Raw genomic sequence first — 21,549 nt, forward strand, 5'->3', positions numbered from 1 at the left:
TTTTCCTTAAATAACATCGTCATTACGCATACCAAAATCAGAGGTTTTACCCATTATTATCCCATCTTCGGTCAAAAATCGAGTTGGCACGGTAATATTAGGTTGCCATTCGTAAGACCATTTAATATGACTACTATTTGGAACCAGCATCGTTATTTCAAATTCAAGATTACCTTTGTTATAAAGGTGATCGGCCGCATTAGCTAAATAAGCATCAAAAGCTGTTTGAAAATCACTATTTAATTTATTATCCACAATATAGTCCAACCAATCTGTACTGAAGAAATCAAATCGTAAATCTGATTGACCCACTTGGAAACTCGGTAGTGAGAACTTATATTTAACCGTGCGTGCTGCACCTTTACCATTATAGGTTTGTTGCATATCTAATTTAGGCATATAAAACAAATTCATAAACTCTTGTAATTCTTTTTGAAAAGCTGACTGGATTACTTCATTCTTTTTGATTTGAGATGATAATTCCAAAACGTCATCAATATCACCACGTTTTTCATCATCCCAAAATAAATGTTTTTTACCTGCCCCCCAAAAACAACTCTCAAGCAACAACTCCAATCTAGTTTTACCGTAAACCATTGTGATAACAACACCCGCACCAATAGCCACTAAGCCAACGACAGCAACTGCCCATGTAACGGGTGTTGGAATCGTGGCCCCAGTAGTTAAATACAGTCCCGCGGCAACTGCAGCCTGTCCGAATAACACACCAGAACCAAAAGCAGAAAGATAATGTCCAGTGGCCTCTTCAGTATGACCTAATTCATAGGCACGCATACCGCTATAGACCGCAGCAACAGACGCGGTTAGATTTGCAAGTGCAACAGCACTACCCACCAGTTTGCCAGCTAACAGCGTTCCAACACTTCCTGCACGTGCAGTTAATGCAGGGATCATTACTTTTGACATATTCGCAATTTTAGGAGCATGTTTGCTGATCATCGCCGCACCTTGAGTAACCGTATTTGCAAGGGTTACAGTATCAACGGCTAAAGAAGATGCACTGCTTATCAAGCTCACAGCAGAATTATTTATTGCAGCTTGTTTAAGTGGGTCTGCATTCGCATATTTAGATTCGTTTGCTATATCAAAAAGAGTTTGTACGTTAATAAAGGCCGATAAACCCGAAAATGTCGTATCTAAAAAAAGCACCGCCTTGCCTTTATGATTACCAGTAACACTCGCATCAGCGGCTATATCCCCCGCAATAACGGTTTTATAATGGTGTGCAGCTGTTTTATCTACCGTAATGTTTGCAAGAGAGTAATAAAATGAGGACATCTCTTTTAATTTTTTAGATGTCGCAAAAAGTCTATTCCCGCGTGAATTAGCCCTTTCATTACGACTGACTTCAGCCTGTGCTTTAGCATCTGAATTTAATTTACCTGAAAGTGCCTTAGCAAAGACTTTTGCCAAGGCATCATCGGAAATACGCACTTTTTTATGGCGATCAATTTTTACACCAAACACTTTCAATAAATGCGGCACAACTTCTTCTACGGTATAGGTAAGTGCTTTTACATTTAATCTATTAAATTGTCTTTTAGATAGTTGTATTGAATAATCTGAATAGGAGAGCATTTCCCCCCATAGCGAACCTAAACCAGCAAAAAACTTATCAACAGACTGGACAGCATGCGTTGAAAATTCAACACCGGGCGTAGTCAACAATTTAACCATAACAGCAATTTTTATTGAATAAGCATTGTTATTCTTATTATCAACTGCATCAGTAATGATCGATTCCATTGCTGCTTTACCCGGTGCAGAAGAAACAATACCCATAAACATTTCAGCACCGACGGTACACAGTTTGATTAATTCAGCTTCAGTATCGTTTGCAGATAACGGTTCTGACCAAAAGAATTGTTGAAAATACATGCTCAGTGAGCCGACTGTGAGTTCCGAACCACACATAAAATCGAGATATAGTGCAGAGTACTGATCTTGTCTCTGTTTAAACTTAGAATATTGCTCATTCATTTCTCCCCAATGTTTTTCATGCTTATCCCAAGCTATTGACTCATCAAGGATCTTCCGCATATCGGCATCTTTAGTTTTATTTAAGTCATTAACAATACTACCAATGGTGTAAGGATAAATATTAGACGCTGAAAAATTTTTCTCCCAAATAGATAGTTTCGCATGTGCTTCGGCTATTTCAATTTGTCGTCCAACAGGATCGTGTAGCACTATAATACGTGCAGTTTCACCATATGCGATTTTACGTTGTAACTTTGCAGCGATCTGTTCGGCCACTAATTCATACGATGATTCAGTGGTTAAAACATCTAAGTTAAGATCTTGTATATCAGGATTATCTGTTTCCTTTAATCGTAAGAATCGATCTTGTCTGGATTTATAGTCTTCAATTAACTTCTTGAAATTATCTGGATTGGCTTTGACAGCATGTTCATGAGATTCAGCAATTAGATCTACTCGCTGCATTGCTAACTTGCGTTCATCAACGTTACGATTCAAATTATCAATAACATTTGGATGTAGCTCATGTGCTGTATAAATGATACTGATCTCTTTAATACCTTTACGTACAAACACAAACGGGTATGACTTATCCTTTTTCGATTCGTCTAAAATCAGTCCATCTTGCGCATTCGCTTTATTTTTAAACAGATACTTCGTGAAGTGTTCGACTATTTGACCTTCATTCTGAAGTTTTTCATATTTAAAAATATGTAAATACCCATTAGCTTCGTCGTCTTCTTCACGAAGATATACCCAGCCTTCACGTAATAGTCTAATTAAGTAACCCTTACTTTCTCTGATGTATCCATTGTTATCTGTCGCATCAAGGTCAAGTAATGTCGATAACGCCGGTGGTTCAGAAGCCCCAACCAACTCTTCCTCAAAAAAGTTAGCATACGCATAACGAACAGGGTAAATCGGCGTTACCTTTGTATCTATGATAAATTTATTAATGTCGTTTTTCGCCACAGGAGCGGCGATAGTTTGCTGAGTCATATAAAATCCATTTTTCTATTTACAGCCTAATGTTTTTACAGCCATATAAGTTAACAGCCATATATTTCTTTCAATTTAGCCTGAGTTATTGCTGCAGCGTTACCATCGATAGCTAATCCATGCTCAGCTTGAAAACCTTTAATACCTGCCGTTGATTTCTCGGCAATATTGCCGTCAATATCACCACAATCAAAGCCCAGTAATCGACAGCGAGCCTGAATGCCGGTTTCTGTATCGACAGGATCTAAATGCCCTAAGCTAACATCAAATATCTCACTAGGCTCTTGGGAACCGTCATCAAAATAAAGACTTAATGTGCCTGTTTCTGCATTATTTTCTTCTAACTCTATTTCAATAGTACCATCGTCATTAACAAGTGATTCAGTTTCCACACCATCAAGCGATAACACCACGCGCTTACCAGCCCATGAATTACCTTCACTATCTTTAAAATCGGCCCGAAAATACTCCGCATGTTTTTTAATTTTAAACACATTAATCTTTGCGCTGGTAAGGGATTTAAAAACAGGTTCAGGGTCGGGGATCGTAATGACATCACCCGGGTAGATGATGTTCGGGTTATCACGTTTGGTACGAAAATCCGTATTCGACTCATGCTCATATATGGCTTTGTAATTGGCAAAACCATGATGTTTGGCAATCCGTGGTAAGGTATCGCCCTGCACTACCGTGTATTGTTCTGCCATTATCAATCCTTAATACAACAATTTATTGGGAATAGCCGTAACGCCATCCCGTAATAAAATCAGCTTATCATCAATATCAATGGCTTAAATATGAAAAAAGTATGAAATTTGTTGCTTATAAACACACTTTACGAGGCTGACAGCTCTGTGATTCATCATGCAGCAACATCGCACCAGCCCCCAACTGCATTTCGACAGAGCCTAAACGCGGCTTTATGATCGCATCATAATTGGCTTCCACTTTTAAAGAACTTTTAACTGCGGGTCCAAGGTAACTGGAAACTGCCTTTTCAATTACCTTACGTGTTGCAGAATTAGGTTTTAGCTGGTCAAAATCCCTGCCATTTCTGGGTTTGATCACGATATCAATCTTACTGCTAAGATCCCACATATTCTCACCAAGCATACTATTAACCCCTAAACAGGCAAATGCCCCTTCAGGTTGCTGCCTTGAGCATAACTGCGTAACTTCATCATCGCCCATGTTAACCCACTGACCTTGTAGTGTCTTAATGACAACTTCACCATCAACGATCTCTTGCAACATGTTGCGCAGGTTGGCTTCATTGCGGATAGCATGTTTAAAATAACTGGCGAAATATAACGCTAGGTCGTCTTCAGCACCGATTAAATTACTGAGTGCCACACTAATTGGATCTGTTGGCTTGCACGCATTCTGTTCATACCCTATTGCAAATCGGTATTTTTCCCAACTGCGGTAGTACAAGGCAATAATGCGGTTATTAAACATATCAAAAAAATCACACAATGCATGATCTTTATGCCGAATTCGTTGGAGTATGGCCTCGGTATAATGAAATGGCAGTACCCCATTCATTCCCGTCAATCCTAAAAATGTGACGGCGAGATCTAACTGGTGACTGTCAGTAACCTCAGAAACCTTATTAATTGGTGCGCCAGCATAACCCACTTGTTGAGCGACAGAAAAACGAACGGCTTCAAGACTCGGAAAGTTATCACGCCCAATAGCACCATGCTCAAAACCAGCCCGATTTGCACGGTTTTGCAATGCATACACGGCTTGGTAAAAATCATAATCCTGCGGGTATTGTATTAAATCTTTGTCTAACATATCGATTCCCTCAGCTTATAATAAAGCACGTTCGCCAATCCGCGCTGGCCACTGATGATATAACTGCGTACTGCCGTTACAAGTGACCTTAAGACGGGTAAAGCTATTGATTGCAGCAAACAATGCAAAGAAACGATCTAAGATTGTCGCGAAGAAGAATAAATCATTGTCAGGAAAACCCGCTGGATTGAGTATTAGATTAATATCACTACCATAGCAAACGCCCATGCGACCTTGTATCAGTAACTTGGCTGTAGAAGGCGTAATCGTTAATCCCTCAATATGTTGGATCTGTGTATTACTGGCCGCATTGTCTGCAAAGTTAAATAGGTGTAATAAATCACGTAGTTTATCTCGACCTCCATTCCCAGAGAAATGCTCGAGGCTAACTAAACGTAATAGCTGCCAACGGGTTGCTTTACCTAATTCAGGTCTGACTGCTGCGGTGAAAGCTGTCATGCAAGTGGCACTTTGTACCATGTGACCACCGGATGGCGTATGTAATACTGGGTTTCCCCCACCATAAGGCAGTTGTACTGGCAAGTTACGATTAGAACAAAGCCCGTGTAAACTTAAACGCTGGCGACTGCCATTTGCCGCGATACCCGTAAAACTATTAAACTCACGGTCAACGACTGATAAGAATAACTCTGTGCCTTTTTGTGCAACGCCACCAGACCAATCTGAATGCTCACGCCTTGCAACCCAAAAATGTTTCACGTCTTGATAACGTGGATGAGTCTGACTATAAAAAGGACCGAGCCTGATTTTATCCATCTCGCTATCATACAAGGCAACGTCCGTAATCGACACGACTTCAGAACATGATTCATCGCGGTTATCTGCAACAATCCGATATTCATATACACTGGGATCTAATACAACGGGCTCTAACTGCTGTTCAAAACAATTGATGATTGGCGTGCAGTTTAATTTAAGACTGTCCTGATTAATATTTGACTCAAGCTCTGACGAGGACGCTGAAAAATAAAAGTGAAACTGTACTTCATCTTCATATTCTGGTGTTAATTTAGAAAGCAAATCGACTAATTCAACAAACAAAAACTTTTGTGGGAAAGCAAACTGCTCGACTAATAATCGATAGCCATCAAACGACTTATTACCATAAGGTAAAACAGATTCGTCATGCCCAAAGCCGACTGCTGAAAGATGCCTTGATTCGAGTGTTTTACAGTGACTTAAACCGTCTTTGGCACTGATACCAATACCAATAAGATGCTGAAATAAATGTGTATACAGTAAAAATGCATGCTGCAGTTGACCACCAAGATAAAAGCGTAATTTGTCTGGATTAACCAGCGATAAATTATCACCTGCAACAAAATGTTTTAGCGTGAATTGCAAGACGGATTTAGGTTTGGTGCTCCAAGGTGAGTCAGGCGCATTGAAAGGTGCATTCTTAAAGTAAATATCTTCGATTTTTAATGGTTTAACATCCGTGTTATAACACGTTGTAAACTCACAAGCCTTGTAGCCAGCGACATGGGTAACAACACGACTACCTTGCTCAAATAAGCTACCATTACTGACAATGTCGTTTACATTAAGCTGGCAAATACCAAGCGACGGGATCGTAACTTGATAATCGGGTGCAAGCTGCCCTAATAACGCATCAGTTAATTCAGGAAAACTGTCATCAAGTTTTTGTCTAATCTGTGCAGTTAATAACGACACGCCTTCCAGTAACCGAGAGACGTGCGGGTCTTCGACTGAATCATCATCAAGCTTTAATCGACCTGCTATTTTAGGGTATTTTTTAGCATAATCAGCGCCCATTCGTCGCAGGTAACTTAATTCACGATTATAATAACTTAATAAATCATCACTCATATATACAGCCTATGGTTATTTTTATAGCGATACCAATGACAAAAAATAATTACTTATTTGCTGCCGTTTCGATTATAAATTGGAAAATTAGTACAGATTATCTGTTACCGAAATACCCAGATAAACAGGTTCAACTTCAGACTCTAAGCTGATTAATTCCGGATGCGGATCTGCGTGCATTAAAGCTTCAATTCTTAGCTTTAATGATCGGTCGATGTCATCATTGATATCGACAGGTTCTACATTCACTTCGATAATACGTGGTTCAAAACGCATAATGGTTTGTTTAACTTGAGCGCATAATGCAAGTCTTCCATCAAGGGTTCCTACTGGAAGCCCCGAAAAATCCGGAAGTCCATAGTTAAATAACGAATCGTCAAGCTCACGATAATAATGAGGCCAGGTCATCCATTTCACCTTCGAATTTAATAGATTTTCGAGGTCGCGCTTCATTGAACGACGTAATGACCGCACTGTTATGCCTGTGCGTTTCTCTTGTGCATTACTGATATTCGGTTCTAGATCGATAAGCTTATCTAATAACGACGCTTCAATAAGCTGCTTATTATGAACGGCCATTAAGCTAACTCAGCTTGTGATGACACGCCTATATTTACGTCTTGGCTATCACAGTTGTCTTTATTCTCTTGGTCATAGTAAAAATCTGTCAGCTGAACAGCTGATTCACCAATTAATAGCATTTTATGACCAACACCTTGATACATAGCCTGGCCTTCACCTGCTGCTTGATTCATTGATTGCCAATCCGTTTCACGCCCAAGCTTTTCAGCGTCTGATTGACTACTTAGGTAAGTGAGAGGTATGAATGCATCACCACTTGGTCCGTTTTCGATATCAATATGAACGCGACGCCATACTTGCTCTAGAATCGAACTTGCAGGTTGCCATTCCAGCAGGGTGATTTGTGAGAACTTAACTAAGTAAAATTTACCATTTGTTCCAAGCACTTCTAAATAGCCAGCCAAACTGTCATCAAGATCCCGTGGTTTAGTAGGACTATGCTGATAACGCGCAGATTCTAAAGCCGTGCATTGAGTCATGATGTCTTCTAGGTTGTTATCTTTAATGGCGACTTGCAGTGTCACAATGGCTTCTAACTCTGCGTCTGCATCACTAAATACTTCTGCCGTTGCCCCACCTTGCGAAAAGTCAACGCGAGATTGCTGCGCTCGAATAAGTTGTTGGACATTTTTACCACCAATCGCCGTTTCGGGGGCTTGATTGGTTAACAAGTTAATTTGTTTATCGGCTTTATCTAGCTCACCATTAATACATAGCAGCTCGATATAAGCACTGCGAATATCAGTATCAAGTGGTTGTTTTTTTAACCTTGCCTGACAATACGCGATTGCGTCTTGTAACTTACCGGTTTCAACTAACTGTTTTATTTCTTGCATGTTCATATCCTTATGCATATCTCATTTTTTTCAAATTTTAACTTAACGTAACAGCTAAACCGTAACGTCACTTGCTGCCAGTTCCGTAATTAAACGGATAGATGACACCATTTGATCTAATTGAAAATGTGGTTTTAAGTGAATGACAGAATAAAAACTCCCTGTTTTCCCTTTCACTTCATGTACTTCTACCCGTGCTTCGCACAGAGGACGTTTTGCCCTGACTTCATCTGAAGCACTTCCCGCTGCAGCTGTGTATCCCTGCAACCATTTTTGAATATCGCTTTGTATCTCTTGTGCAGTCAAATAACTGCCCACCTTTTCACGGCCAATCACCTTAATTGCATGTGCAAACCGTGATACGCAGAGAATGTATTGCAACATAGTCGCGAGTCGAGCGTTAACTTGTGCCACTTTAGTATCGGCAGTCACTTGTATACCGTTATGGATATAATTTACCGCTTTCTGTACTGATGAGTTACTGAAAAAAGCAAGCTTATCTGTGTGTTGTAAAATTGACAACGGAATAAAACCAGCTTCTGAAAATTGCTTTTCTAATCTATCACTCACAAACATATTCAATGGAATTTCGTTGCGGCGTTTATACACATCATTATTCATATTCAGTGATGACTCTGCGCCAAGATAATGATGAGGAAATTGATCAACCACGCCACGATTTATCTCACCTTGATTTACCCCTCTGATCTGAGCAAACCATTTTGAACTTGCAAAAGATCGCATTAATATGACGGCAAACGCGTAACCTATATTGCCCCATAGGTTATCTTTTTCAGCATCCTTAATCCGTTCACGGAAACGAAATTGATGATGAAAACGACCGTCATCCAAATAAGGACGCCGCATTAACATATACGGCGCTGTTAACCCAAGATATCGAGCGTCTTCTGTTTCACGTAACCGTCGCCATTGTATATATTCAACTTGTTCAAAATGAGCGTTGAGATCAATACCTAAGCCTAATTCTGAGAAGGTATTAACGCCGAACAGTTGTGGACTTGCAGAAGCAACAAAGGGGGCAAATGCCGCGGCTGAAACTTGCGTCATATTACGTAGAATATCAATATCTGATAACGCATTTCCCGGTTGAATTCGATTAGTAATTTGATAATCACCAAGCAGTAATCCGAACGGTTGACCTCCTGCTTGTCCAAATTCGTTACTGTAAATAAGGCGATAAAGGTTACTCTGATCAAATTCGATGGCACGGCTAAAGTCTCGTGATATTTCCTGCCATGAAATACTGAGCATACTGACTTTAATTATCTCTTCCCGATCAATCGCTTGCTCTTGCTGAACAAGATAATGGACGCCTCGCCAGCTCGCCTCAAGTCGTTGAAATTTATGATGATGAATAATATTGTTCATCATCATGTTCAACGCTTTATCTAAATCTGTTAATAATTGAGTTAGCGTTGCGTTAAGTTCGAGTCTGATATTTCCATTTGATTTTAATCCATTGTCTACGAGCCAAACCAATAATTCTTCAATAATGATATCGTCTTCAACATCCATTTGTTGCAAAAATTCTTGCTGCAATAAATCAGCTGGATTCAGTATAAAAGCACTATTCGTTTGACCCTTAGTATTCTTCTTTCTAGTAGTCGACGTTTGTATATTGATTGTTTCGGGTTGTTTGATAACTGTTTGCTGCACCATGTTACTCCTTTAACAATATGCATATATTGAAAGTAAGCAGGTTAAACACACCTGCTTACTATTTGTTATTATAACGATTAATTACCTTCTGGGATTTTGGCTACAAGACGTAGTGACGAACTTAACTCTTCCATTTGTAGCCAAGGTCGCATCCATGCAATAGCGTTATAGCTACCAGGTTTACCCGGAATTTCTGTGACTTTAACTTTCGCATCCGCCAGTGGGTATTTCGCTCGAATTTCTTGACCACCACCTTCAGAGGCATTAACAAAACCTAAGATCCAACGATTCAACCAATTCTCAAGATCCTTCGCTTCTGCAAAACTACCGACTTTATCCCGGCCCATCACCTTAAGGTAATGCGCAAAGCGAGAGGTTGCCATAATATAAGGTAAACGAGTGGAAATTGACGCATTTGCTTGCGCATTAGGATCAGAAAACTGGGCGGCTTTTTGACAAGACTGTGCACCAAAAAAGACCGCGTAATCTTTGTCTTTATAATGGCAGATTGGCAAGAAGCCAAGTTTACTCAATTCAGCTTCACGACGGTCGGTGATACCAATTTCAGTTGGGCATTTTAGCGTTGGATCACCATCGCTACTCATGTAAGTATGCGTAGGCAAACCAGTTACTTTACCACCGCCTTCTGCACCACGGATCGCAGTACAAAATCCATATTTTGAAAATGCTTCGGTAAGGCGAGATGCTAACGCATAGGCTGCATTTGACCAGCAATAGTTATCATTGTCAGCAGACTGAGACATATGACCATCTTCTGACAGCGCAAATTCTTCGTAACGGAATTCCTCAACTGGCGACGTTGCTTCACCATAGGGTAGACGCGCTAAAACACGTGGCATAGTAAGCGTAACAAAACGCGAATCTGCACTGTCACGGAATGAATTCCATTTGGTGTATTCCAATGACTCAAATACTTTACTTAAATCTCGAGGTTTATCCATTTCATTCCATGAATCAAAACCAAATAATTCAGGCGCAGATGCGGATAAGAATGGGCAGAAACCAGACGCAGAGACATTAGACATAAGTGAAAGGCATTCAATATCTTCTGGGTGATTACTAAATTCATAGTCACCGACAATAGCACCAAATGGTTCACCACCAGCGATACCAAATTCCCCTTCATACACCTTTTTGAAGATCTGACTTTGATCAAACTCAACCGCTTTACTCAAATCTTTATGCAGCTCTTTTTTAGTTATCGTGATTAAACGCAGTTTTAACGTACCGCCTGTATCTGTACTTGTAACCAAATTATGAACGCCGCGCCATGATCCTTCCAACTTTTGAAATTTATCATTGTGCATAATCTTCGCTAATTGCTTTGAAATTTTCTCATCCAATGCTGCTATCGATTCATTGAATGTAACCGTTAAGTTTTTATTCCAACTCACCGTCCCCTTCAACGCTTCTTCCGTTAAGGTTTTGATCAACTCTTCCGAACGCGATACTTCGGTTTGCTTTGTTGCTCCGATGACTTGGTCAAGTATTGATACTTGCTCTTCTGCTGACTCGAGTTCTTGTGCTGCTGCAAAATCTGACATTATGCTTTCTCCCCAAGGTCTAACTCATTTGCTAATTTGTCTAAATCAGCACTGTTGCTTAATACTTTTTCTAAAATATCTTCTAACTCTTCAGAACGATCTACTTTTGTCATTAAATCTCGTAACTTATTACGTGTTTCCATTAATTTACGTAATGGTTCAATTTGGTTAACAATTGCAGCGGGTTCAAAATCGGCTAGCGAATTAAACTCAAGACTAACACTCATTTCTTGGCCATCTTCATCGATCAAGGTGTTGTCTACTTTAAATTCTAATTTCGGATTCATTCGCTTTAATACATCATCAAAGTTATCTCTATCGATCTGAACAAAACGACGATCTTTTAATGGTTTTAACGAGCTTTTGTTTTCTCCCGCAAAGTCACCCATAATGCCAACCACAAAAGGTAATTCCTTTTTAGCAATTGCACCACCGGTTTCAACATCATAGGTAATATGTACCCGTGGGGTACGAACTCGTGATAATTTTGACTGTACGCTTTCCATAGCTGTTCCTTAAATTATGAGGTAATGATTATCATTACTTATGTATTGGTATTTACTGCTGAGTTTAATCTTTTATGTTTCTTCACTCTGGGCTATGCCAGTAAGTTTGAAATAATCTGTTCTCGCACTGGGGTCACTGACTAATTCTGCGAGTAGCTCAGGCAAACTAAGTTCACTCCAACGTATCGCTTGTGCTATCGCGTATGAAATTGGAGAGTGAGGCTCTGTTGTACGAAAATATTGTTCAATTTTATGCAATGCTTTAATCGCTTCTTGCCTATTATTCAACGACTGTTCCATTTGCACAAAGTCATAACCATTCGTCGGATTAACACGCGCAGTGGGCTCGGACTCGGTATTTAAGTCTGATACATCAGCCGTATCATCACTATCTAAATCATTAATTGACTCAGATTTATCAATCTCGATTTGAGACTGCGCATTAATCACGTTAAAACGTTCTGTCATAATAAAGGTAAAAATATTCTGACAATTTTGTAATTTTTCAGATATTTTTGACGTCGGTTGCGCATTACCTGACATCACTTCATCCATTTTTTCTGACAATTCACTAAAGGCCGAAATGGCGTCTTCAATATCGTGCTTTAGTTTAATTAATTCTTCATCGCCGATTTCGGTTAACGCTTCCTTAATCTGTTTCAATGAAATAGCACCGCTTTCAATTTTGCCTTTTTGTTTATCTGCGCTTAAGCTGTTTAGTTGGCTTGCTTGTTCAATCTGCCATGTTGCATACCGTTCACCAGATAAAGTTTCAACTAAAGGGATGGATAAGATTGGCATTAACAATACCCCTTCCCCTTCAAAACCATTAAGTCCAAGCAACGGTGCAATACGAGTTTCTAATCCATCTTCGTCGGGACTTGGATACAATCCATCCCAGAAGTGACAAATCAGTTGGTGTGCCAACTTGAAACCAATCGCTAATCCGGCAAAACCATCGGTACGGCATAGCGCTTCAATTAACCAAGCACAATACTCAAGATCTTTCGTTTCACTAACGAGTATTTGTGGTATTTCATCTTTGATCGGATGCCACTCTCGTACAAAGTCAGCCGTCGTTTCATCACCATCTATGCCAATTAATGCATTTCGTTCATTTGCACGAGTGCGTGTACGAATTTCTTTCAAGCGATAGTATTGAGACAAAGGTGACGTGTCAGTGCGAGGATCAATACCACACAACAATTCGCCATTAATGGGCTTTACTACATCTTCGATAATTTCTTGGTTTAATACTGACATCTACTACATCCATGTAAGGTCGATAAGCACTACAATTTAGCTAAATAACGGTACGGTAAGATCATCATTTTCAGCGCTGTTAAGCTGATTCTGTCGCGCTACCGACACTAAGATTAAGGTGACATTATCCTTTGCTCCTTTACCCAGTGCTGCGTGCATGAGCGATGAACCGGCGTTTATTACGCTATGCTGCTGTAACTGCTGCGCAATACTTGCGTCGGATAACTCACCAGTTAAGCCGTCACTGCAGAGTAATAGCATTTCACCTTCGATAATCGGATGTGTCACATGATCAATTTCGATATCTTCAACCACGCCTATCGCACGAGTGATGACATTACCCATCGGGTGTTTTTCAGCATCCTCAGCACTCAACACTCCCTGGTCGATTAATTCGTTCACATGGGAATGATCTCGTGTAATTTGCTTTAAATCTTGATGGTAAAAGCAATAACCTCGGCTATCACCAGCCCACAACCAATGTGCGGTATTACGATCAATCCAGAGTAAAACAACGGTTGAACCTGCGGTTTTCCCTGCAAGTTGGCTATGACTATAAGCAATGATTTTTTCGTTTGCTGTCAGTATCGCTTGCTTTAATACGTCAACGGTAATGCCACGATAGGCGTTCTCATTAATATAAGTATTGATTGTTTCGACAAGGATTTGGCTCGCCACATCTCCTGCCTCATGTCCACCCATGCCATCAGCAACCACCCAAATATTTTGCTCTGGGTATTCCAATAAACTGTCTTCATTTATTTTTCTCACAGCGCCAACATGAGTTTGACCAAAAGATTGTAAAACTATTTCTGTTAACATCTCGATTTACCCTTCTTAATACCGAGTCCAATTACCATCTAGCATGCCAGCATAAGTGGCTGCACTTGGCATCCCAGAAAAAACTAATGTACAAGGATCAATCTTGTCTGAACCCGCTGTCCACCATATGCTATAACGATTAAACTGCTGATTTAATGTCTGTTGTAATAAACCAAGTTGATCACTCCCAATATCTCCCGTTTGCTCTCCTACCGCCGTTAGCAGCCAATTTTGCTGGTGGCTATTCGGAGATAGCAAAGTTTGCTTGTAGGATGTAATAGGTGTGACATCAAGGCTTAGCGGTGCTAGCTTTTTATACCAATTCAGCAAGACACAGTTGTCATCTAATATCGTTAACAATTGCTGTTCGTTTTGCTGAAAAAATGCCTGTTTCTGCCAGAACTGTAGTGGGTCTAGATCCGCTTGATAGAACAAGGTAAACGGATAATATCGCCCGACGTTATCCACACTTGGGATCAAGGTGCCAGCGAAACTTCGATCTGCACACACGCCGCCACTCACTGCAAAATGCCAAATAGGTGACGTTAAATAATTATCTAGCCACTTGCCTTGCAATTTTTCTCGGCTGACTGCAAGTGCTGCTTGCACCCATTCGTTCCAAGATTGCTCTAAGCTTGAATCAAGACCTAGGCTAACAAAATCCCCTAAACTCGGAATTTTCCCGCAATATCCCGTGATGATATCAACCGTTTTAGTATTCATATTGGCACTATTCATTAATTGTTCGTCTATTACAGCTTGGCCGGACATGAAAACGCCTCCAATTCACGTGTTTTAAATGGGGTCGAAGCGCTACCAGCGATCAGCTGAATCTTCGCTACATGACCCTGAATTTCAATTTCTAACATGTTATCTCTTAGGGTTTTTGGTCGCTTAGCCACGATGTCATCTAAGAACCGGAACCAAGCCCAATCACCTTCATATGACTTTTCGACCGTGCGCATGTAGTTTGCAGGTGTAAATATCACTCGGGTTTGTGCGAAGTTTGCCGAACTTGGCCAATGATATTCAGTCACTCTTATTGGGTCATGACGATAAACAAAATTTTGGTCATCAATTTGCAGCTTAATTTGCTGCATATCGCGATCTAAGTAGTTTGCTTTCAATGCAAATTCTATCTCTGGCGTACTACCTGATTCAAAAAATTCATTTTTGATCTTGTACCACTTTCGGAACACGGCTAAAGACTTATTACTTAAACCAATATTATTCTTAAAGGTCCAACGTCTAGCACCCATTCGTACATGAGGTTTAATGTAAGTCTCAAAATACTTAGACATGGTGCCTTCGGGGCTAAAGAAGCGAGAGAAATCTTTGATCCTAACTTCATCCTGCGCATTACGCTTAAACGGATAACGCCCACGTATACGTTTTTTATATTCGTTATATACCGTACCTTGCCATACATCATTCAGATGATAACGTGAGCTTTGCAATGATATTTGTGTTGTACTTTCGACAACACCTTTAACCATTGCAGCAAAAGGCGATGGTAGATCTTCAACAAGCTTATCCAACTCAGCAAGAGGTTCTCCGGCTTGTCTTAGGTTTACATGCTGTCGAACTATTTTGTCTCCACTCGTTTGACCTCGACTCAGTTTCGCTAAAAGTGCATGCACCTTCTTCATCTGTGTTTGAACTTGTAATACATCGGTATCTTCCAGTCCCAATATCCCTGGAAATACGTTTTCAACCGATTCACCAGGTAATGCGATATTAATGCTGACATCTTGTGGCATGTACTGCTGGAAGCGGTTGGTCGTACTTGGCATTTTGTGCGCGGCTATCGCTCCTGCTACCTCACCCGCTTTGCCCGCTGCTTCTGATGCTGGTAGCTTAGTTAGCTCAATATTATCTTGAATCGCTGTTAATAGTTTTTGTATTGCTTGATCCGGTCCCGTCAACACCTTAGTGGTGTAAGCACCTTGTGATGCGGTGTCAAATGGTTTAAGTGCAACATCATCAATTAAATCACGCCAATAATAACTGTACTCTTTGAAGTAACGTTCCTTGACCTGATTAATAATTTGCTCTTCAACATCATCCCCCATACCTTTAACTTCATCACCATAAACCCAACTATCTTTTGTTAATACTTGAATGATTTTTTTGTGTTCCGCGAGGAATACTTTATAAAAACCTTCGTAAGTAAAAAGCGCAGGTATCGGTTTACTCATCGACTCACCACTGTGGCGATAAAACAGCCCTATGCTTTCATTTGGTAAGACATTGGTGAGCTTAAATTCACCGAGCTGATGTTGCTTTGACTTTTGTTGAATTCGAGCAAACGCGCGTTCAGCTAAAGGCACTGAGAGTAGAATTTCTCTCGCTTCACTTACAGCCAGCTCGTTATATGCAGGTTCTATCGCGCTACTACTTAATAACACTTCTAAATGTTCATTAAGCGCTAAACGCATTACTTTGTTAACATCACCAGGGATATTATTTTCTAAGTGGAATGAAAACCATGATTTAATTTGCTCTGCGTTATAGTATTCACGCTCAAACAACATTAAGTAAGTCTTTAAGGTTTCATATAAATAATCAATATGTGTTTTATTGTTTGCCATATCGCTGACTAACGATTTCGATACATATGCCAATAAATATTGCTGCAATGCCCGTTGATACACTTCGTTCGTTGCCTGCCCTAATCGGTCACCTTGATACAAGCCTAAATGATTCGGCCAACCGTCAGGCAAATTACCTTCATAGCCCGTTGGAAGATTACGTAGAATCGTTAATCCGTTTGCTAACGTAATGAGATCACTTGACTCAGTTAAACCACCATTTGCATTCTGTTTAAATGCCTCGACACCGTCGCTAACCTGTGCAGATAAGGCTTGATTCCAATTTGCACTTGCCCACCAGCTTGCTCCCAATACAGCCGAAGAAACACAAATCGATGTAATTGCAGTACGACGTAACCAACGATTATGACGCGCGTGCTCAGTATTAACAGTTGCAATATTTTGCTCTGCAAAAATGACATCGTTAAGTACAGACTTAAGGAAAAAACCTTTCGGTTCGTTATGATTAATAGACAGAGGGGCACTTGGTTTCAAACCAAAACCACTCGCCATTTGGCTACTCACGCGATCGATCGGGTTACCCGCTTGATGACCACTCGCGATGAAAGCACCACGTAATAGTGGTAATTTTTCAAATGCATTGGGTGCAAATATCTCTTTTAAAAAATCATCTGCGGCCCCTTGCAACATGCGTAACTGTTTTGGAAATTCATAAATTAGCGCACGGACTTTTGGGTCTCGCTCACCATTTAAGCGCTGTAACATGCCTTCATTAACTTTAACGATAAGTTGATAAAATTCTTTATTAAAGAGTGACACGACACCTTGTGTATCTTCACTGCTTTCCATCGGTAGCGTAAAGCCCCACGCTTGTTCACGCTCTTCCTCACTCAACTCTGCAAAATATTCATTAAAACCAGCAACGAGATCGGCTTTGGTGAAAATGACATATATCGGAAAAGTCATGCTCAATTGATTTTGTAATTCTTGAATTCGTTGCTTAATTGCACGCGCATGGAGATTACGTTCTGTTTGCGTACAGGTTAATAAATCTGACAAACTCATCGAAATGAGGACACCATTGATAGGTTGTTCTGCACGATAACGTCTTAACAGCCCTAAAAAGCCAAACCATGCTCTTGAATCAGTCGCACTCCGACTGTCTTGAGTCGTATAACGTCCTGCGGTGTCAATTAATACAGCTTTATCAGTAAACCACCAATCACAATGCCGAGTACCAGCAATACCGGCCAGTGCGTTTACACCCATTTCTTTCTGCAAAGGAAACTGCAGTCCAGATTGCTGTAATGCTGTCGTTTTACCCGAACCCGGAGGGCCGATAAGCACATACCAAGGTAGCTGATAAATACTTTTACCTTTGCTCAATTTAGCGGTGCGCAAAATATTAATCGCTTGCTTAAGTTTGTCTTCAATCGCTGAAATATCTTGCTCTGCTGCAATATCATCTATTTCATTGTCTTGCCCTTTGATCATCTCGCGAGCTAACTTATTATTTTGGCGTTTTACTAAAACCTTTTTGACGAGTAAGCTTGCGACCCAACATAAAAATAATAACGCTAAAAAAACCAACCGATTCATCACACTTGCTAATGGTGTGACGCCATCAATAGCAATGAGAGGACCAGCCAACCAAACACAGACGACAATGGCAATGATGCCTATAACAATAAAAAGGGTTTTTAACGTTAATAACGCGAATAGTTTCGATATACCTTGTTTAAATGACATCTTTTATTACCTCAAAATATCGATTTCGACACGACGATTTAACGCGTGCTGCTCATGACTGATCGTAGAATCTGCAACTAATGGTTCTGATGACCCCCGACCTTCAGGTAATAACCTGCCACTTAAACGAGTGTCTTTGGCTAGTACATCTGCAATGCTTGTCGCACGAGCAAGTGATAAATGCCAGTTTGAAGGGTATCGGCTCGAAATAATTTGTTGTTTATCCGTATGCCCAGTAATTAAGATTTGCCCTTGCGTTGATTCAAGTGCACGCGCAATTTTACGGATGATAGGTTGGTATGCAGGACTAATTTTATCACTACCACTGGCAAATAAATCAGCGCTAATTAAGCGGATGCTTATACGGTCAGACAGTTCTTGAACAACGACAATGTTCCGACCAATTTCTGTTTGTAATAATTGTTCTAATTTTAATGCTAATGAACTGGCTCTGACCGCTGAGGTGGCTTCCGGCTTACGGTCAACAAGATTCAATACTTGTTGGTAAACTAAATCGGCGTTTTCGTTAACATTCAAACGTAATCCTATAAAGCTCGCAGCAAGCAATGCAGCTGCAATTGATGCTGTAACCCAGATAGGTAATTCGAACTTGGCTTTGACACTACCTACTTGAGCTACTTGTAAGTTTTCAGATAAACGCTTTTCTCTGCGTCCATAATGATTTTTTAAAGCAAGCCCTAAGTTATCGCGTAACGATTCAATTAATTGTTCTGCGTTTTTAGTAACACGGTATTTACCTTGATAGCCCAGTGACAAACATAAATATTGTAATTCAACAACAAATACCATTTCGACCATATTCGCGACTGACTCGTCCAATAATTGATAGAAATGCTCGCCACCAAATGTTTCATGATAAAAATGACTTTGCAGTGAGTTTTGCGCCCATGCACTGTTACGCCCCCAAGGCATTGTCATTACAGTTTCATCAATAAATGCACAAACACAAAATTTAGCGGCATCAATGAGTTTATTATCCGTTGTTTCTGTTTTTCCACTTAACTTGTTTTCATATTTTAATGCGTGTAATTGACGTTCATATTTATCCACTATATCGATGCACTGGCCATGCAATACATCTACTTTTTCGTATTCATTATTAACCCTAAGCTGGTTAATCAAGGATAGGATTATCCCTGCGTGTTCGATCAGAGGATTCGCCCCAATGGTTAAAATTGTCTGATTAAATGCTTTATGCTGTGGCTGTACAAATAAGGTATTATTGTCATCTGCTGCAAGACCTGGTTTGGGTACAGCGTTGGCGACAGTACTAGACGGTGTTGGTTCGGGTTGACTCCGACCTCCAGGTCTAGGTTTAAATATTGTTTTTTCACTCATACTAATCTATCCCTGCTTACTGCTAAACGGTCCATGTTAACGTTCAATGTAAAATTTCCTGCTGATACTTATTGCTTTATTGACCACAATTCCATTGCGAGCCCTGGAAACTGTCCAGATAAATGGATAGCAACACCACCACTACTTTTTAATTTATGCCAATATTCACTACTACTATCTAATTGGAAATAAACACTCCCTGCATGATAAGGAATTTGCCTTGGGGCAACAGGTAAGGATGTAACGCTAATTCCTGGAAGTTGTACATTAACCAGATCCCGAATCAGTTCGACCGGGCCAATTTTTATTTGACCCGGTAAGTTTTTTGTTACCTCTTGTACCGACATATTTGCTTTTACAGCCAAGACTAAAATACTATTTTCCAGCACACTTTTGTCTGCAAGTTGTGCGACATAAATTCCAAATTGCTTCTCAATAAGCGCTAATCCTACCGCCGTATGATCGACCACAACACTCAAGGTTTGAGTCAATAACGACATACAACTACCGAAGGTTGCAGCTAAGTTATCATGCTTATATAAAGGCATTTTCGCTGCTCTTTTTGTTTCACCGTAAAAGGTCGATAACTCTCCCGAAATCGAAATAAACAGTTCAAATAATCGCTCAGGATGTAATGTACGCTGCTGTAAATTGTGCATCAATAAGGGCTCGATTCGATTTAAAAGTTGCAGCATCATATAGTCTGCAACTGTAGATGCTTGACCCTGGCCTTTTGTTAAACGAGCGGCAATGGCTTCTGCGCGCTGCACGACCATACCGGTAACTTCATTGATATAGTCAACGAGATGGGCAACAGATTTAATACTCATACAAGGTGGGATAAACTTTTTATCAAGCTTGATATCACCTGTATCACTGACATTAATCACACGCGCAATCGGAATCGTTACATAACCCGTGAGATCTTGAGTTGCGAGTTTAAATTCAGCACTTAGTTTAGCCATCGCAATTGATTCAACGGGTAAACTCTCGAGTGATGTATCAATTACATCTTTATAAACATTTAAATAGCGTACTATAACGTCATCATTTTCACTGTTTGTAATATTAAGACCGATACTTTTCTCTATAGGTAATGCCAACACGATATTACAATCAATCGTCCCTGGCGGTATAAGCAACGGCGGTGGTAATCTTGCCTGTGATGGCATCTTAATGTGTGTACCATCATTAAAAACACCTTCAAAATCCGTTAACGAAAAACGCCCTAGCGTTAATAAATCATCGTCAGTACAAAGTTCAACAACCCCCCACTGGTGAGATCCTAAAGCTTGCAATAAGCGCCTTTGTACATAACCATGATGTCGGTCTTGCTGCTGAAAATGCTGGGGGCGAAGAAACATTCCCTCACTCCATGCAACTTTACTGAAGTCACTCATTACTGTAATCCCCCATGCTGATATCTATCATCACCGCGTAATAAAATTGCTTATTAATCACGAATAAACACACTTAGTTTTTCTAAATACACATTGAAATTATCGTACGCTTTAGGATCAACGGCTATTACATCTCTCCAACGTGAGTTTTCAATATCTTGGTAAGCAACTAGTACTGCTATAAATCGTGTGTTTTTGTTTAATTCACGTTCATATTTTAGCTGTTGGCCTGGGTTGAATACTAACTCTTCCTTTTCAAGCAACTCTGGCCCAAGTATCTCTTCGTAGTCTGAATACAAGCTAAAGAAATCGGCTGTTTCAATCGGCCCACGACTTGCTAGCTGAAATATTTTAACAACGACTGGTGATGGGCGCGTTTCAATGTCGGGGTTTAAATTCCTAGATGCAACAAAATTTAATGTTGTAGATGGCGTTATTACAAAGTTCATCATCGAACACCCTGCCAGACTACTTACCGCTAGTATTGCCATGCACATAAAAACGATGCGATTAAAGCGATTACTTTTTAAGTTTAATAATTTCATGTCTCTGCCTGTTTTAATATTATGGTTTTTAAGTAAATT

Annotated in this window: 16 protein-coding genes; all 16 read right to left on the reverse strand. The window is 40.1% G+C overall.

Features of this window, described 5'->3' with window-relative positions; genetic code table 11:
* Window positions 1-6: 6 nt before the first annotated feature.
* Window positions 7-3,000: a toxin VasX gene (locus tag HWV03_RS11880; protein WP_211676099.1), complete on the reverse strand. Its 2,994-nt coding sequence runs from the start codon at window positions 2,998-3,000 to the stop codon at window positions 7-9.
* 50 nt (window positions 3,001-3,050) lie between these two features.
* Complete coding sequence (locus HWV03_RS11885; RefSeq protein WP_211676100.1) at window positions 3,051-3,707, reverse strand: PGRP and LysM peptidoglycan-binding domain-containing protein; 657 nt, start codon at window positions 3,705-3,707, stop codon at window positions 3,051-3,053.
* 115 nt (window positions 3,708-3,822) lie between these two features.
* Window positions 3,823-4,800 (reverse strand): type VI secretion system baseplate subunit TssG, encoded by a 978-nt coding sequence (gene tssG, locus HWV03_RS11890; RefSeq protein WP_211676101.1) that lies wholly within the window; start codon window positions 4,798-4,800, stop codon window positions 3,823-3,825.
* A gap of 15 nt (window positions 4,801-4,815) precedes the next feature.
* Entirely contained in the window at window positions 4,816-6,651 is a 1,836-nt protein-coding gene (gene tssF, locus HWV03_RS11895) for a type VI secretion system baseplate subunit TssF (protein WP_211676102.1), read from the reverse strand.
* Between the two features lie 87 nt (window positions 6,652-6,738).
* Window positions 6,739-7,230, reverse strand: a complete 492-nt coding sequence (gene tssE, locus HWV03_RS11900; RefSeq protein WP_211676103.1) for a type VI secretion system baseplate subunit TssE — start codon at window positions 7,228-7,230, stop codon at window positions 6,739-6,741.
* A complete protein-coding gene (locus tag HWV03_RS11905) occupies window positions 7,230-8,069 on the reverse strand; it encodes a type VI secretion system accessory protein TagJ (protein ID WP_211676104.1) in 840 nt (279 codons plus the stop codon). The genes tssE and HWV03_RS11905 overlap by 1 nt, the downstream gene beginning before the upstream one ends.
* 54 nt (window positions 8,070-8,123) lie before the next feature.
* On the reverse strand, window positions 8,124-9,749 hold the full coding sequence (gene tssC, locus HWV03_RS11910) for a type VI secretion system contractile sheath large subunit (protein WP_211676105.1): 1,626 nt from the start codon (window positions 9,747-9,749) through the stop codon (window positions 8,124-8,126).
* A gap of 77 nt (window positions 9,750-9,826) precedes the next feature.
* Entirely contained in the window at window positions 9,827-11,314 is a 1,488-nt protein-coding gene (gene tssC / locus HWV03_RS11915) for a type VI secretion system contractile sheath large subunit (protein WP_211676106.1), read from the reverse strand.
* Window positions 11,314-11,820 carry a type VI secretion system contractile sheath small subunit gene (gene tssB, locus HWV03_RS11920; protein ID WP_211676107.1) on the reverse strand — a complete coding sequence of 169 codons (507 nt, stop codon included), beginning with the start codon at window positions 11,818-11,820 and terminating at the stop codon, window positions 11,314-11,316. The genes tssC (HWV03_RS11915) and tssB overlap by 1 nt, the downstream gene beginning before the upstream one ends.
* A 72-nt stretch (window positions 11,821-11,892) precedes the next feature.
* The gene (gene tssA / locus HWV03_RS11925; RefSeq protein ID WP_211676108.1) at window positions 11,893-13,083 is read right to left on the reverse strand and encodes a type VI secretion system protein TssA; all 1,191 of its coding nucleotides are present in this window, start codon (window positions 13,081-13,083) and stop codon (window positions 11,893-11,895) included.
* 36 nt (window positions 13,084-13,119) lie between these two features.
* A complete protein-coding gene (locus HWV03_RS11930; RefSeq protein ID WP_211676109.1) occupies window positions 13,120-13,905 on the reverse strand; it encodes a Stp1/IreP family PP2C-type Ser/Thr phosphatase in 786 nt (261 codons plus the stop codon).
* Window positions 13,906-13,920: 15 nt separating this feature from the next.
* Window positions 13,921-14,676, reverse strand: coding sequence for a type VI secretion system-associated protein TagF (gene tagF / locus HWV03_RS11935; protein WP_211676110.1), 756 nt, complete (start codon window positions 14,674-14,676; stop codon window positions 13,921-13,923).
* The gene (gene tssM / locus HWV03_RS11940) at window positions 14,658-18,206 is read right to left on the reverse strand and encodes a type VI secretion system membrane subunit TssM (protein ID WP_211676111.1); all 3,549 of its coding nucleotides are present in this window, start codon (window positions 18,204-18,206) and stop codon (window positions 14,658-14,660) included. Before tssM ends, tagF begins: the two co-directional genes overlap by 19 nt.
* A gap of 6 nt (window positions 18,207-18,212) precedes the next feature.
* A complete protein-coding gene (gene tssL / locus HWV03_RS11945) occupies window positions 18,213-19,565 on the reverse strand; it encodes a type VI secretion system protein TssL, long form (protein ID WP_211676112.1) in 1,353 nt (450 codons plus the stop codon).
* A gap of 68 nt (window positions 19,566-19,633) precedes the next feature.
* The gene (gene tssK / locus HWV03_RS11950) at window positions 19,634-20,929 is read right to left on the reverse strand and encodes a type VI secretion system baseplate subunit TssK (protein ID WP_211676113.1); all 1,296 of its coding nucleotides are present in this window, start codon (window positions 20,927-20,929) and stop codon (window positions 19,634-19,636) included.
* A gap of 89 nt (window positions 20,930-21,018) precedes the next feature.
* Window positions 21,019-21,510: a type VI secretion system lipoprotein TssJ gene (gene tssJ, locus HWV03_RS11955; RefSeq protein ID WP_255546788.1), complete on the reverse strand. Its 492-nt coding sequence runs from the start codon at window positions 21,508-21,510 to the stop codon at window positions 21,019-21,021.
* Window positions 21,511-21,549 lie beyond the last annotated feature (39 nt).

Origin of the sequence: Moritella sp. 36 (assembly GCF_018219415.1) — a bacterium.
In the GTDB taxonomy this organism is placed as follows: domain Bacteria; phylum Pseudomonadota; class Gammaproteobacteria; order Enterobacterales; family Moritellaceae; genus Moritella.

Coding starts and splice junctions, on each gene's coding strand:
- HWV03_RS11880 (WP_211676099.1), bottom strand. CDS start 3,000: ATGACTCAGCAAACTATCGCCGCTCCTGTGGCGAAAAACGACATTAAT.
- HWV03_RS11885 (WP_211676100.1), bottom strand. CDS start 3,707: ATGGCAGAACAATACACGGTAGTGCAGGGCGATACCTTACCACGGATT.
- tssG (WP_211676101.1), bottom strand. CDS start 4,800: ATGTTAGACAAAGATTTAATACAATACCCGCAGGATTATGATTTTTAC.
- tssF (WP_211676102.1), bottom strand. CDS start 6,651: ATGAGTGATGATTTATTAAGTTATTATAATCGTGAATTAAGTTACCTG.
- tssE (WP_211676103.1), bottom strand. CDS start 7,230: ATGGCCGTTCATAATAAGCAGCTTATTGAAGCGTCGTTATTAGATAAG.
- HWV03_RS11905 (WP_211676104.1), bottom strand. CDS start 8,069: ATGCAAGAAATAAAACAGTTAGTTGAAACCGGTAAGTTACAAGACGCA.
- tssC (WP_211676105.1), bottom strand. CDS start 9,749: ATGGTGCAGCAAACAGTTATCAAACAACCCGAAACAATCAATATACAA.
- tssC (WP_211676106.1), bottom strand. CDS start 11,314: ATGTCAGATTTTGCAGCAGCACAAGAACTCGAGTCAGCAGAAGAGCAA.
- tssB (WP_211676107.1), bottom strand. CDS start 11,820: ATGGAAAGCGTACAGTCAAAATTATCACGAGTTCGTACCCCACGGGTA.
- tssA (WP_211676108.1), bottom strand. CDS start 13,083: ATGTCAGTATTAAACCAAGAAATTATCGAAGATGTAGTAAAGCCCATT.
- HWV03_RS11930 (WP_211676109.1), bottom strand. CDS start 13,905: ATGTTAACAGAAATAGTTTTACAATCTTTTGGTCAAACTCATGTTGGC.
- tagF (WP_211676110.1), bottom strand. CDS start 14,676: ATGTCCGGCCAAGCTGTAATAGACGAACAATTAATGAATAGTGCCAAT.
- tssM (WP_211676111.1), bottom strand. CDS start 18,206: ATGTCATTTAAACAAGGTATATCGAAACTATTCGCGTTATTAACGTTA.
- tssL (WP_211676112.1), bottom strand. CDS start 19,565: ATGAGTGAAAAAACAATATTTAAACCTAGACCTGGAGGTCGGAGTCAA.
- tssK (WP_211676113.1), bottom strand. CDS start 20,929: ATGTTTCTTCGCCCCCAGCATTTTCAGCAGCAAGACCGACATCATGGT.
- tssJ (WP_255546788.1), bottom strand. CDS start 21,510: ATGAAATTATTAAACTTAAAAAGTAATCGCTTTAATCGCATCGTTTTT.